General features: G+C 60.6%; 10 protein-coding genes and 1 tRNA gene. 8 read left to right on the top strand and 3 right to left on the bottom strand.

The window, feature by feature from the left end; genetic code table 11:
* Nucleotides 1-45 precede the first annotated feature (45 nt).
* Both fabI and ASE39_RS23475 read left to right on the top strand, forming a co-directional pair.
* Nucleotides 46-846: an enoyl-ACP reductase FabI gene (fabI, locus tag ASE39_RS23480; RefSeq protein WP_010461023.1), complete on the top strand. Its 801-nt coding sequence runs from the start codon at nucleotides 46-48 to the stop codon at nucleotides 844-846.
* 77 nt (nucleotides 847-923) lie between these two features.
* On the top strand, nucleotides 924-1,787 hold the full coding sequence (locus tag ASE39_RS23475; RefSeq protein WP_010461021.1) for a DNA ligase: 864 nt from the start codon (nucleotides 924-926) through the stop codon (nucleotides 1,785-1,787).
* Nucleotides 1,788-1,856: 69 nt separating this feature from the next.
* Here ASE39_RS23475 and ASE39_RS23470 read toward each other — a convergent pair whose 3' ends face one another.
* Together ASE39_RS23470 and ASE39_RS23465 are read right to left on the bottom strand one after the other, a co-directional pair.
* Nucleotides 1,857-2,417, bottom strand: a complete 561-nt coding sequence (locus tag ASE39_RS23470) for a fasciclin domain-containing protein (protein WP_057272695.1) — start codon at nucleotides 2,415-2,417, stop codon at nucleotides 1,857-1,859.
* Between the two features lie 210 nt (nucleotides 2,418-2,627).
* Entirely contained in the window at nucleotides 2,628-5,000 is a 2,373-nt protein-coding gene (locus ASE39_RS23465) for an arginine/lysine/ornithine decarboxylase (RefSeq protein ID WP_010461017.1), read from the bottom strand.
* Nucleotides 5,001-5,146: 146 nt separating this feature from the next.
* On the opposite strand from ASE39_RS23465, the gene ASE39_RS23460 reads away from it, so the two are divergent.
* From ASE39_RS23460 to ASE39_RS23445, 4 genes are all read left to right on the top strand, one after another.
* Nucleotides 5,147-5,572, top strand: a complete 426-nt coding sequence (locus ASE39_RS23460; RefSeq protein ID WP_199864325.1) for an NfeD family protein — start codon at nucleotides 5,147-5,149, stop codon at nucleotides 5,570-5,572.
* Between the two features lie 32 nt (nucleotides 5,573-5,604).
* A complete protein-coding gene (locus ASE39_RS23455) occupies nucleotides 5,605-6,534 on the top strand; it encodes a stomatin-like protein (RefSeq protein WP_057272694.1) in 930 nt (309 codons plus the stop codon).
* A 259-nt stretch (nucleotides 6,535-6,793) separates the two neighbouring features.
* A complete protein-coding gene (locus ASE39_RS23450; RefSeq protein ID WP_057272693.1) occupies nucleotides 6,794-8,014 on the top strand; it encodes a GGDEF domain-containing protein in 1,221 nt (406 codons plus the stop codon).
* Between the two features lie 64 nt (nucleotides 8,015-8,078).
* Nucleotides 8,079-8,168 (top strand) — tRNA-Ser (locus tag ASE39_RS23445).
* A gap of 275 nt (nucleotides 8,169-8,443) precedes the next feature.
* Here the strand turns inward: ASE39_RS23445 and ASE39_RS23440 are convergent.
* Entirely contained in the window at nucleotides 8,444-9,628 is a 1,185-nt protein-coding gene (locus ASE39_RS23440) for an ATP-binding protein (protein WP_057272838.1), read from the bottom strand.
* 382 nt (nucleotides 9,629-10,010) lie between these two features.
* Between ASE39_RS23440 and ASE39_RS23435 the strand changes: the two genes are divergently transcribed.
* Both ASE39_RS23435 and ASE39_RS23430 read left to right on the top strand, forming a co-directional pair.
* Nucleotides 10,011-11,054, top strand: a complete 1,044-nt coding sequence (locus tag ASE39_RS23435) for an NrtA/SsuA/CpmA family ABC transporter substrate-binding protein (RefSeq protein ID WP_242421544.1) — start codon at nucleotides 10,011-10,013, stop codon at nucleotides 11,052-11,054.
* Nucleotides 11,055-11,064: 10 nt separating this feature from the next.
* A complete protein-coding gene (locus ASE39_RS23430; protein WP_057272691.1) occupies nucleotides 11,065-14,001 on the top strand; it encodes a PAS domain S-box protein in 2,937 nt (978 codons plus the stop codon).
* Nucleotides 14,002-14,207: the final 206 nt, after the last annotated feature.

The following is a 14,207-nucleotide window of genomic DNA, read 5'->3' as shown; positions in this document are numbered from 1 at the left end:
CCAGGCCGCCCGCCGACATTTCGCCATTCCAAAAGGAGATTGAACATGGGTTTTCTGACCGGCAAGAAGCTGCTCATCACGGGTGTGTTGTCCAACCGCTCCATCGCCTACGGCATCGCCAAGGCCTGCCATGCGCAGGGTGCCGAGCTGGCTTTCAGCTACGTGGGCGAGCGCTTCAAGGACCGCATCACCGACTTTGCCGCCGAGTTCGACTCCAAGCTGATCTTTGATTGCGATGTGGGCAGCGACGAGCAGATCGATCGCATGTTTGCCGACCTGGCCCAGGTGTGGCCCAAATTTGATGGTTTTGTGCACAGCATTGGATTTGCGCCCCGTGAGGCGATTGCCGGCAATTTCCTCGAAGGCCTGTCGCGCGAAGGTTTCCGCATTGCGCACGACATCAGCGCCTACAGCTTCCCGGCCATGGCCAAGGCCGCTCTGCCCTACCTGAACGACAAGTCGTCGCTGCTCACGCTGTCGTACCTGGGCGCGCTGCGCACCATTCCCAACTACAACACCATGGGCCTGGCCAAGGCCAGTCTGGAAGCATCGGTGCGATATCTGGCCGAAGCCGTCGGCCGCACCGAAGACGGCCGGAGCATCCGCGCCAACGGCATCAGCGCGGGCCCCATCAAGACACTGGCCGCCAGCGGCATCAAGGACTTTGGCAAGCTGCTCAGCCGCGTGGCCGATGCCTCGCCCCTGCGCCGCAACGTGACAATCGAGGACGTGGGCAATGTGGCGGCCTTCCTGCTGTCGGACCTGGCCTCGGGCATGACCGCCGAGATCACCTACGTGGACGGCGGCTTCAGCCAGACGGCAGGCCTGAGCGCAGACCAAGTCTGATTTCGCCTCGAAATTTGAGTCAAAACAGGCCCCAGCGCTTGATACAAAAGCGCAATAAGCTATCAATTAAATAGCAAATGCAACGCAGAAGCTACCTGGCCTGGCTGGCGTTCGCAGCCCTCCCCGCACTTTCCACACGTCCTGGCCATGCAGCAGATGCTCCGGCTCTGCTGCTGGCCAATGTGTACCGGCCGGGTATGGCGTTGGCGGACTATTGGGTCAGCGAAAAGTACGACGGCGTGCGTGGGTACTGGGACGGCCACACGCTGCGCACCCGGGGTGGTGAAACGGTAGTGGCCCCCGCGTGGTTCACCGCCAGCTGGCCCAGCACCCCCATGGATGGCGAACTGTGGGCTGGGCGCGGGCGCTTTGCGCACGCGCAGTCCACCACGCGCCAGCAGCAGCCCAACGACGTGGCCTGGCGGCAGATGCGCTTCATGGTGTTTGACCTGCCCCGGCACGGCGACACGTTTGACGAGCGACTGCGGTCGCTCAACGCCTTGGTGATGCAGATCAACCAGCCTTGGGTCCAGGCAGTGCCCCAAAAGCGCATCGAAAACGATGCGGCCCTGCAGGCCCTGTTGCAACGTACGGTGCGGGCGGGCGGCGAAGGCCTGATGCTGCACCGGGGCAGCTCGCACTACCAGTCTGGCCGCAGCGATGATCTGGTGAAGGTCAAGACCCACGATGACACGGAAGCCCGCGTCGTTGCCCACCTGCCGGGCAAGGGTCGCCACGCAGGGCGCATGGGAGCGCTGCTGGTAGAAATGCCCTCGGGTCAGCGCTTTCGGTTGGGCGCGGGCTTCAGCGATGCGCAACGGGCTGACCCTCCGCCGGTGGGCAGCTGGGTTACCTACCGGTTTCGCGGAACACACGACGGCGGCCTGCCGCGTTTCGCGAGTTTTGTGCGTGTGCGGGAAGACATGCCTGCTGCACGCTAATCGAGCGCCAAGCCAGGCAACCCGCCCTTCCACAACGGGCAGGCCTTTTCAGCGCTTTCGTCAATGTGGTCAGTTGGGCAGCAGTACCTTGTCCACAATGTGAATCACGCCGTTGGACTGGTACACATCGGCAATGGTCACGCTGGCCATGCCACCCTTTTCATCGCTGACCATGATGCTGGAGCCACTGGCCTTGGCGGTGAGTGTGCCGCCTGCCACTGTCTTGAAGCTGGCCATGCCCTTGCCGTCGGCGATCATCTTGGAAAGCGCTGCGGCATCGTACTTACCTGCAACCACGTGGTAGGTAAGCACCTTGGTCAGCGTCGGCTTGTTCTCGGGCTTGAGCAGGGTGTCCACGGTACCAGCGGGCAAAGCGGCAAAGGCGGCATTGGTGGGTGCAAACACGGTGAAGGGACCGGTGCCCTTCAGCGTTTCGACCAGGCCTGCGGCCTTCACGGCAGCCACCAGCGTGGTGTGGTCCTTGGAGTTCACTGCATTGTCGATGATGTCTTTGCTGGCGAGCATGGGCGCGCCACCCACCATGACCTGCGCCATGGCAGGTACAGCGGCTGCAGCCATGGCAGCGGCCAATGCAATGGTGGCCATACGGGTGTTGAATCGGTGGGTCATGAGAATCTCCTGAAAGTGATGTAGGGACTGACACCGCCTGAAAATCACGCGGCTGACAGGCAATACGGGGGTACTTGTTCAGCGGATTCAAACCCTCCAAACTAAAAAATCGCTCCCCAGCGGTGCCGGGGAGCGATTTTTAGAACGCGTTCACGATCTTGGGCCGGGTGAACGACCCCACCAGCCGATCACCACGGCGTCAAACCGCACTCACACGTTGCGGCCGTAAGGTCCGTCGTCGCCCACCTGTACCAGGTTCTTGGCGGTGGCCAGCGGCTTGGTGTTCTTGCCGGTCTTGGCGGTTGTGTCGGCCACGCAGTCCGCGTAGTAGCGCACCTGGCCGTTTTCATCCTCCACCTCCACCAGGCCGTGGATATCGGTCTCAAAGCCCGGGCACAGTTTGGCGAATTCGCGGGCGAACTTGAGGTAGTCCACGATCTTCTTGTTGAACACTTCGCCCGGAATCAGGAGCGGAATGCCCGGTGGGTACGGCGTGACCAGGCCCACGGTGATGCGGCCTTCGAGTTGGTCGATCTCCACGCGCTCGGTCTGGCGGTGCGCGATGTGCGCGTACGCATCCGAAGGCTTCATGGCGGGCGTGAGGTCCGACAGGTACATCTCGGTGGTCAGGCGCGCAATGTCGTACTTGGCGTACATCTCGTGCACGTGCTGGCAAAGGTCCTGCAGGCCCATGCGCTCATAGCGCTTGTGCTGCTGACAGAACTCCGGAAGGATGCGCCACATGGGCTGGTTCTTCTCGTAGTCGTCCTTGAACTGCTGCAGCGCGGTGAGCAGCGTGTTCCAGCGGCCCTTGGTGATGCCGATGGTGAACATCACGAAGAAACTGTACAGGCCCGTCTTCTCCACCACCACGCCGTGCTCGGCGAGGTACTTGGTGACGATGGACGCGGGGATGCCGGTCTTGTCGAACTTGCCGTCCAGGTTCAGGCCCGGCGTGACGATGGTCGACTTGATCGGGTCCAGCATGTTGAAGCCATCGGCCAGTTGGCCGAAGCCGTGCCACTTGGCGCCGGCTTTCTTGCTCTTGCTATCGCTGCGGATGATCCAGTCCTCCGCGCGGCCGATACCTTCGTCCACCAGCTTCTCGGGGCCCCAGACCTTGAACCACCAGTCCTTCTTGCCGAAGTCGTCTTCAATCTGGCGCATGGCGCGACGGAAGTCGAGTGCCTCCAGGATGCTCTCTTCCACCAGCGCGGTCCCCCCGGGCGGCTCCATCATCGCGGCCGCCACGTCGCAGCTGGCGATGATGCTGTACTGCGGGCTGGTGCTGGTGTGCATCAGGTAGGCCTCGTTGAAGAGGTGGCGATCGAGCTTGGTGGTCTGCGAGTCCTGCACCAGCACATGGCTGGCCTGGCTGATGCCGGCCAACAGCTTGTGGATGGACTGCGTGGCATACGTCACCGAATGCTTGGGGCGCGTGCGCTTCTTGCCCATGGCATGGTAGGTGCCGTAGAACGGATGGAAGGCCGCGTGCGGCAACCAGGCCTCGTCGAAGTGCAGGTTCTCCACGTAGCCATCGAGCATGCCCTTGATGGTCTCGGTGTTGTACAGCACGCCGTCGTAGGTGGACTGCGTGAGGGTGAGCACGCGCGGCTTGACCTTCTTGGCGTCCACGCCCTTGAGCAGCGGGTTGGCCTTGATCTTGGCCTGGATGGCGGCTGGCTCGAACTCGCTTTGCGGGATGGGCCCGATGATGCCGAAGTGGTTGCGCGTGGGCTTCATGAACACGGGGATGGCCCCGGTCATGATGATGCTGTGCAGGATGGACTTGTGGCAGTTGCGGTCCACCACCACCACATCGCCGGGGGCCACGGTGTGGTGCCACACCATCTTGTTGGACGTGGACGTGCCGTTGGTCACGAAGAAGCAGTGGTCGGCATTGAAGATGCGCGCGGCATTGCGCTCGCTCTCGCCAATGGCGCCGTTGTGGTCCAGCAGCTGGCCCAATTCTTCCACCGCGTTGCACACATCGGCGCGCAGCATGTTCTCGCCGTAGAACTGGTGGTACATCTGGCCCACGGGGCTCTTGAGGAAGGCGACGCCGCCCGAGTGGCCGGGGCAGTGCCAGCTGTACGAGCCGTCTTCGGCGTAGTCGAGCAGCGCCTTGAAGAACGGCGGCTGTACGCCCTCCAGATAGCTCTTGGCCTCGCGGATGATGTGGCGCGCCACGAATTCGGGGGTGTCCTCGAACATGTGGATGAAGCCGTGCAGTTCGCGCAGGATATCGTTGGGCAGGTGGCGGCTGGTCTTGGTCTCGCCGTGCACGTAGATCGGCACCTCAGTGTTCTTGCGGCGCACCTCGCCGATGAAGTTGCGCAGGCTCAGAACGATCGGATCGAGGCCTTCGCCCTCCGAGAATTCCTCATCGTCGATGGACAAAATGAACGCACTGGCGCGGCTTTGCTGCTGCGCGAACTGCGACAGATCACCATAGCTGGTGACCCCGACCACCTCGAACCCTTCGGCCTCGATGGCCTGCGCCAGCGCGCGAATACCGAGCCCCGAAGTGTTCTCGGAACGATAGTCTTCATCGATGATGATGATGGGAAAGCGAAACTTCATGCGCAGCCTCCGTGCAACCGTGCCCTGCCCGGCCAAAAAACGAAATAGGCGCGAAGTGTAAGGAATAACGTTGACGCGCCTTTGAACTGCAACCCTTTTGACCCAGAATGTGGTGCACTAAACACAACCACAACAAGGAGTTGGCTATGGAGGAATCCACCATCTGGTGGCTGGCAGCAGGAATCTTGGTCGTGGCAGAGATGCTTACCGGCACGTTTTATCTGCTCATGATGGCTGTGGGACTGGTTGCTGCTGCCCTAGCCGCGCACATGGGGCTTTCGTCCGCCTCCCAAATCACTGTCGCGGCTCTGGTAGGCGGCGGCGCAGTCGTGGCCTGGCACTTTGCCAAACGCGAGCGCTCGGGAGATCCATCTCCGCGCGCAGACCGCAGCGTCAACTTGGACGTTGGCGAGGCCGTACTCATCGAGGGTTGGAACCCTGACGGAACCAGCACGGTGAAATACCGGGGCGCTACGTGGACCGCCATCCATCGCCCCGGCGTTACCCCTTCCACCGGCATGCACCGGGTCGCCGAGCTGGTGGGCAACCGCCTGCTAGTTGACCCTATGTGAGCTCGCAGCCCCCCAAATACTGAAAGCCGTTCATGGATAAAACATACATAGCACTCGCCATCGCCGCCATCGTGGCGGTCTTTGTCATCCGCAGCTTCAAGCAGGTCCCCCAGCAAAACGCATGGGTGGTGGAGCGGCTGGGCAAGTACCACAGCACACTGGCGCCGGGGCTCAAGCTCATCATCCCATTCATCGACAAGGTTGCCTATAAACACAGCCTGAAAGAAATCCCGCTCGACGTGCCCAGCCAGGTCTGCATCACCCGCGACAACACACAATTGCAAGTGGACGGGATCCTGTATTTCCAGGTGACCGACCCGATGCGCGCAAGCTACGGCTCCAGCAACTACATCGTGGCCGTGACGCAGTTGGCACAGACCTCGTTGCGCTCGGTCATCGGCAAGCTGGAACTGGACAAGACCTTTGAAGAGCGGGACATCATCAACGCCCAGGTCGTGCAAGCCATTGACGAAGCAGCCCTGAACTGGGGCGTGAAGGTGCTGCGCTATGAAATCAAGGACCTGACACCACCCAAGGAAATCCTGCATGCCATGCAGGCCCAGATCACGGCAGAACGCGAAAAACGCGCGCTGATTGCCGCCTCCGAAGGCCGCCGCCAGGAACAGATCAACATCGCCACCGGCGAACGCGAAGCCTTCATTGCCCGCTCCGAAGGTGAAAAGCAGGCCGTCATCAACAAGGCCCAGGGCGAGGCCGAATCCATCAAGGCCGTGGCTGAAGCCAATGCCCAGGCCATCGAGCGCGTGGCCGCCGCCATCCGCCAGCCCGGCGGCGAACAGGCCGTACAGCTCAAGGTCGCGGAAAAGGCCGTGGAGGCGTACAGCCAGGTGGCAGCGGACTCGACCACCACGCTCATCGTGCCGAGCAACATGACCGAGGTGTCGGCACTGATCGGCTCGGCGATGAAAATGGTGCAAACCACCGGCACTCCACGCAACTGAAATCACACGGCAGGCCGACGCCATCGGCCCTGGTCCCAGTGAACCGGCGAACCGAGCACGCTGCAAGGCACAAGCCGCCAGCGCCCGGTGCCGGTTTTTTGATTCCAGGAATGGGTGTTCGTCCACGCTGCCGGTCGTTCCACAACCCCTTTGCTGAGCAAACAGCGAAGGCGTGCCACGGTGTAAGGCCGGCATGGTGTCGGCTAGGATGAAGTGCCATTTCGCTTTCCCACCGAGACACCTTCACGTGCAAGTACCCATGGGTGCCACCCTTATCGTCAGCATGCTGTGCGTGCATTTGCTGTGCTTTAGCGCCATGTTCCTGCTGATCAGCACGCGCCTGCATGGTAAGAAGATGGGCATGGAAGTTTTCGCCATCGGCAACTTCTTGCTGGGCTCAGCCTACGTGTTGCAGCTGGTGGGCGGCCCCCCGGGGTGGAACGCGATGAGCGTGGTCAACCATACGCTCACCCTGTGTGCACCGGCAGTCTACGCGGTAGGTGCCATGCGGTTCTTCGGTCGAGCGGCTCCGCTGTGGCGCCCCCTCCTCACACTGGCCCTTGCCTACGCCGCTGCGCAGATAGTGGTGCAAGGGACGCTGGGAACAGAGGTCCGATACGCCATGCTGGCGGGCGCCTCTGCCATGCTCTTTCTCGCCATGACCGCCACCGTGATCCAGGGCGCGCACACTTTTGCCAGGGATCTGCGGGCGGAAATGATGCTGTTCGCAGTCCTGATCGGCGGCATCTTTGCCCTCAACGCCATGAAGTTCGTGATGATTCTCAAGGACGGACTGGAGGCACTGGACATGAACAGCCGTTTCCAGACCGTGTTCTATCTCTATATGTCCTTTCTGGCGACCGTGCTGGCACCGTCCATCATCTGGCTGGTGCTGCGCAGGCTCACCGACGAACTGCGCGCCATGGCGGCCCACGACCCGCTGACGCGGCTGTTGAACCGTCGCGGCATGCTCGACGGGTTGGATGCATATTTCCGCTCACGCACTGCAGGCCCTGCGCACCTGCTGATCGTGGACATCGATCATTTCAAACGCATCAATGACACATACGGCCACCAAATCGGCGACACCGTTTTGTGCCATGTGGCCGACGTGCTGAGGGACACCGCCCGCCAGGGCGACCTCGCGTGCCGCCTGGGTGGCGAAGAGTTCGTTGTTATTTGCCCGGACACCGACGCCGAGGGCGCCCTGCGCCTTGCGAGCCGCGCGCGAATGGCCATCGAGAACAGCGAAGTGGTGACCGCCGCCGCCCCAGGCGGCCCCATCCGCTGCACCGTGACCATCGGCATCTCGGCCGGTTTCGCTGGCCCACAGGAACTAGACCGCGCCATGCAACAAACCGATGCAGCGCTGTACCGGGGCAAGCACACCGGACGCAACCGCATCGAGAGGAGCGACGACGCGACAAAGATCGACTCCGCCACAGAATCAGCACCACTCGGGGCCCGACCCGCCCACTAAAAACAACCGATACATCTGTGGGGCGCAGAAAACGCCCAAAAGCACTGCTAGAATAGAGGGCTTCGGAGAGGTGGATGAGCGGTTTAAGTCGCACGCCTGGAAAGCGTGTGTGGGCTAATCCCCACCGCGGGTTCGAATCCCGCCCTCTCCGCCATTTGGCACACCAAGCCACCCATGACTTAGGAACGACTTCCAAATCCGTTCAACACAAAGTCCCACACAAAACAAAGCTCTGTCTTGAAAGGCAGAGCTTTTTTTTCGTCCCTATGGATTGCTGGCGCCGCACGCCCGCTTGCTCGGTTGTCCCAATTCCAGCCTTGCTCTCGAAGTAGGTACTGCCTCAGTCAAAGCGAGATCGCAGGATAGCAAGAGTCCTTGGACACCCTCATACGCGCCCGGGCAGGTCACGGAGTAGCGTATGCCCTGGCATCAGTCGGCGACTCGACCCGACTCGCCCGCAGCTGCAGCCTTCGACCTCATAGGGTCATCCTCGGAGGAAAGGGTAAAGAAAAACGTGGCGCCCTTACCCTCCTCTGCCTCGGCCCAGATACGACCACCGTGGCGCTCCACTATCCGCTGCGCAATCGACAGGCCGACGCCCGTACCCTCATAGTCCTCCGCACGGTGCAGCCGCTGGAAGGGAGCGAACAGCTTGCCAGCATGGGCCATGTCAAAACCTACACCGTTGTCGCGTACAAAATAGGCTGCCTCTTCTTGCTGCGGAAGGCGCCCGATTTCCACCCGGGCTTGATCGCGACCCCGCGTAAACTTGAACGCATTCGACAGAAGATTGGTCATCACCTGCTGAAGCAGCGCAGGATCCGCAGTGCAGTGGTTCAGCGGGCCAACATGGATGCCGATGCCATCACGCGCGTAGTCCGGGCGCAACTCATCAATCAGCGCATGCACAAGACTGTCCAGATCGACGCGACGCTTGATCAATGTCTGGCGCCCCAGTTTGGACAAGCGCAGCAAATCGGCAACAAGCTGGTGCATGCGCTGCGTCCCCAGGCAAATGCGGCCCAACATCTCGCGGGCCTCTGCAGGCATTTCGGACCCAAAGTCGGTTTCAAGGATCTGGGCAAACTGGGAAATGATGCGCAAAGGTGCGCGCAAATCGTGTGAGACGGAGCTGGCAAATGCCTCAAGCTCGCTGTTGGCTGAGGCCAGCTCCTTGTTGCGCGCCTCTAACGCCGCCATATGCTCCTGCAACTGCAGCTCCAGCACCGCATTTTCCTGGCGCAAACTGTGGACCTCCAAGGCACGCGCAATCACCGGAAGAATGGCGCTCAGCCGGAAAGGTTTGAGTATGTAGTCGAAGGCACCAACTTTCATGGCCTGAATCGCCGAAGAAATAGTGCCATCGCCCGTCATGACGACCCCCACCATCTGTGGATCTATATCCAACGCAGCGCGCAACAACTCAATGCCGTCCATCTCCGGCATGGTCAAGTCGGTCAATAGCAATTCGTACCGTTGTTCCCGTAGCGCCAGGAGTGCCGCTTTGGCAGACGTGAAGCCGACGGTTTCATAGCCCTGGGGTGTCAGCGTGTCACACAGCGCTGTCATCTGCATCACTTCGTCGTCCACGATCAAAAGGCGCGGGGCTTGCATAGGCATGTGCTTGATGCGAACTCAGGTCACAAAAAAATGGGGACATCCCGACCGAGGGGCCCAACAGCCGACGCGGAGAAACTGACGCAGTTGCATGCCTTGTTCCCTCAGAAGAACGCAAAGTCCCTGTCCTGTGTAGTAACGACACCCAATCCACAAGAGGTCTCTGTCAATTATTTCTGTGTTCAATGGTAGTTTCAAACGCTGGGCCTGTCCATTCGGCTCCGCGCACAACGTGTTGGGTGGTTGATCCGCTGTCAATTGCGCCTTGCCTTGGCCTCCGGAATACGCACAATCATTGGGCATGCACTGACCTGCAGGACAAATGCCGTGTACCGGGGCCTGCAGCAGAAGCCTGGGCGCAGTGCCAGAGAGGTTCAAGATGAAACGAGCGACGGCATCAAAAGAGGGAAACGGGTCTGTTCGCATCGCAGCAGGCCTGCTTGTTCTGGCCATGGCAGTGGCGGGGACCGTGGTATGGGGCACCCGTACCTCATCGCAAGATCCCAGGCCCCTTGAGCAGGTGACCATTGCCGCCAACACCTTCTATGCGGGCTCGTGCCCGATACTGGCTGCGCACGAGAATGGCTACTTCGGTGCCGAAGGCCTGAACGTCACAATCCAGCCGCACACCAGCGGCAAGGCCGCGCTGGACGCGGTTTTGGAGGACAAAGCCAGCCTCGGTGTATCGGCCGACATCCCCATCATGTTCGCTGGCATGCGCCAGCAGCCGATTGCCGTGATTGCCACGATCTTTGCATCGGAATCCGACTATGAAGTCGTGGGGCGCAAGGACCGGGGCATCACTACGCCAGCCAGCTTGCGAGGCAAACGCATCGGTGTATCGCTGGGCACGTCCGGACATTTCGTACTGGATGCGTTTCTCAACCGGCAAAAGCTATCGCCCAGCGACGTGACGGCAGTTGACCTCAAGCCGGAAGACATCGCGCCCGCACTGGCCCGGGGGGACATCGATGCTGCCGCAACGTGGGAACCGCACGTCAGCGCGATGAAAAAGGCCCTGGGCACCAATAGCACAGCCTTTTCCGCCACAGGCATCTACGAGGCAACCTCCAGCGTGAGCGGAACACGCGACTACGTGGAGAACAACCAGGAAGCTGTCAAGAAAGTCCTGCGCGCGCTGATCCAGGGTGGGCGGTTTTGCCAGGATGCACCCGAGCAGGCCCGAGAAATGACGGGGCGGTTCATGAAATTCAGTGCGGAGGAACTGAAAGAGCCCTGGGCGCTGTATCGCTTTCGGGTTGTGCTGGACCAGAGCCTGCTACTGACATTGGAGGACGAGGCGCGGTGGGCGATTAAGAATGGGTTGGTCGGTGACAAAAAAGAGATGCCGAATTACCTGAACAACATCCACCTAGACGGGCTGCTCGCGGTGATGCCACGCGCAGTGACGGTCATCCACTAGGAATGCCAGCGTGAAAATCGCAACCCGACTCAAACTTGCGGGACTGTTCTCCGCCGCCGTGGTAATCGTCATCAGCGCCGTGTTGTGGACCACGACGCAGCAGGTCAAAAAGGAGCTCGCCAAAAACGAGGCGGCCGGCGAAATTCTCAACGCTGTCACCGCAGTCAGACACCTGACGCTGGAGTACGTGCTGCGCCATGAAGAGCGCGCAAGGGTGCAGCGGCGCTTGAGCCAAGCGTCGCTGCTGAAGCTGCTGACCCCAATACCGGAATTCAGCGACGCCGAAGAACTTGCCATCTTGGAAGAATTCAGGCGCACCCACGCGGTTGTCGACACCTTGTTCGACCAGCTTGTTGCCAACCAGCAGGAGCGCAAGGCCGCCCCACAAGCCAGCGAGGTGCTGGAGGAGTTGGACTCCCGGCTCACCGGGCAGATCATCAACCAGACGCAAGCCATGATCTCAGATGCCTTGCGTCTGTCCGTGCGAAGCCGGGAGGGCGTTCTCAAAGCCCAGCAGCGCGCCAGTGTGGCCGTGGCGGCATTCGGTGGAGCAGTTTTACTGGTCATCATGATGACGCTCCTTCTCGTGCTCAGAAGCGTGACACGACCTCTTGAAAGGCTGCGCGCCAGCACTGAGGTCGTGGGTGCAGGCAATCTTGACTATCGGCTCGATGTGACTTCCCGTGACGAGATTGGCGACCTGGCACGCGCATTCGATGCCATGACGTCAACGCTGAAGGGAACGACCGTTTCGCGCGATCAATTGGTGATGTCGAACGCGCAGCTGCAATCGGAAATCACCGAACGCAAACGCACCGAGGTTGCCTTGCGCGAGAGCCAGGAGCGCAACCTCGCGGTGGTCAACACGGCCCTGGACGGCATCGTTTCCATCGACCATGAAGGACGTATTGTCGATTTCAATGCTGCAGCCCAAGGCATTTTTGGCCATACCAAGGGCGACGTGCTTGGCCGGGACATGGCTGAGTTGCTTATCCCGCCACAGTGGCGCGCGCAGCACCGCCAAGGCCTGGAACACTACCTCGCGACCGGGCTTGGCCCAATACTGGGCCAGCGTGTGGAGCTGACGGCCCTGCGCGCCGACGGAACGGAGTTTCCGGCCGAGTTGTCCATCACACGTAGCGGCTCTGCACACCCCCCCACCTTCACCGGATTTGTGCGAGATATCAGCGAACGCAAGTTGAGCGAACAGAAGCTCCAGGCGCAGTTGGGACGCCTTAATTTGCTGCATCAGATCACTCGCGCGATTGGAGAGCGGCAGGACCTGCCCAGCATCTTCCAGGTGGTTGTGAATAGCCTGGAGGACCAGCTTCCCGTGGATTTTGCCTGCATGTCCCTGCATGACTCATCCAACAACATCCTAGAAATCGCCAGCGTGGGGATACGCAGTGCTGTATTGGCCACGGAGCTGGCCATGACGGCTCACGAACAGGTGACCATTGATGCCAATGGTTTGTCGCGCTGTGTACGTGGGGAACTCGTGTACGAGCCCGACATCAGTCAGGTCGCGTTTCCTTTTCCGCAACGCCTGGCGCGCGGGAAGCTGCGTTCTTTGGTCGTCGCGCCCCTGTTGACGGAAAGCCGTGTGTTCGGTGTGTTGATTACCGCGCGCCATGCAGCGCATGCCTTCAGCAGTGGTGAATGCGAATTCTTGCAGCAACTGAGTGAGCATGTTGCCCTGGCAGCGCACCAAACGCAACTCTACGGAACGCTGCACCAAGCGTACGACGATTTGCGCCTGAGCCAGCAGGCTGTGATGCAACAGGAACGCCTGGGGGCACTCGGACAAATGGCCAGCGGCATTGCGCATGACATCAACAACGCCATCTCGCCGGTGACGCTCTATACCGAGACGCTGCTGACCAATGAGCCCGGACTCAGCGCTCGCGGTCGCAATTATCTTGAAACCATTCAGCGCTCGATTGAAGACGTAGCACAGACGGTCACGCGTATGGGAGAGTTCTACCGACACCGCGAACCTCAGCTGACACTCACCCCCGTACAACTGAATCTGCTGCTGCAACAGGTGATCGATCTCACGCGGGCCAGATGGCACGACATACCTCAGCAGCGGGGTGTTGTGATCCAGTTGCGGACCGAGCTTGCGCCGGATTTGCCAGTGGTCATGGGCATCGAAAGCGAGATCCGCGAAGCATTGATCAACCTCTTCTTCAACGCCATTGATGCCATGCCGGATGGCGGCACGCTGACATTGCGCACGAAGGCAGTGCAAAGGGTGGCAGACGCATCCCTTCCACTGGAGCAAGTACATCTTGAGGTGGAAGACACCGGGACGGGGATGGACGAGGCGACAAGACGCCGCTGCCTGGAACCATTTTTCACCACCAAGGGCGCACGGGGCACTGGACTTGGCTTGGCGATGGTGTATGGCGTTGTGGAGCGTCACAGCGCAGAAATTGAAATCGACAGCACACAGGGGCTGGGGACAACCATGCGCCTGGTGTTTTCGGTGCCCTTTGTCGCGGCGGCTCTTGCATCGACTGAAATACTCGATGTATCCATCCCGCGCCTGCGTCTCTTGATCGTGGACGATGATCCCATGCTGCTCAAATCGCTGCGCGACGTCCTGGAGGTGGACGGTCATGACGTGACCACCGCCAATGGCGGACAGGCAGGGATCGACGCTTTTCGCGCAACACAAGAAGCGGGGGAAGCGTTTGCCATGGTCATCACGGACCTGGGCATGCCGCATATCGATGGACGCAGGGTCGCCGAAGCAGTGAAGCAAATGTCACCGTTGACACCGGTCATTCTTCTGACCGGTTGGGGGCGCAAGCTGATGTCCAATGGAGAGACTCCACCGCACATTGACTGCATCCTCAGCAAACCACCCAAACTCGGGGAGTTGCGCAAGACCTTTATCCACCTCTCTAGGCTCGTAGGAAGCAGCGGAAGCTCGGCAGCGTAGCGTAGCGTATTGCAGACCCCACGGAGCATTGCAGAAATAGAGCCCTTCACGGGCCGAAAGGCCCACTGCATTGTTCGTAATACTGAAACGGTCAGTTCGCAACCCGATGGTTTTTCTCTGAACAACAGCGGCGTACAGTTCAACCCATCGATGAGCCGAACCCGCAAGGCGACTCACCGAACCCGGTTCAAGAACGGTTTTTGTCC

Source organism: Acidovorax sp. Root267 (genome assembly GCF_001429215.1).
GTDB classification, from domain to species: Bacteria; Pseudomonadota; Gammaproteobacteria; order Burkholderiales; family Burkholderiaceae_C; genus Acidovorax; species Acidovorax radicis.
The sequence above is the reverse complement of the archived record's forward strand: the minus strand, read 5'-3'. Positions and strand labels throughout refer to the sequence as shown.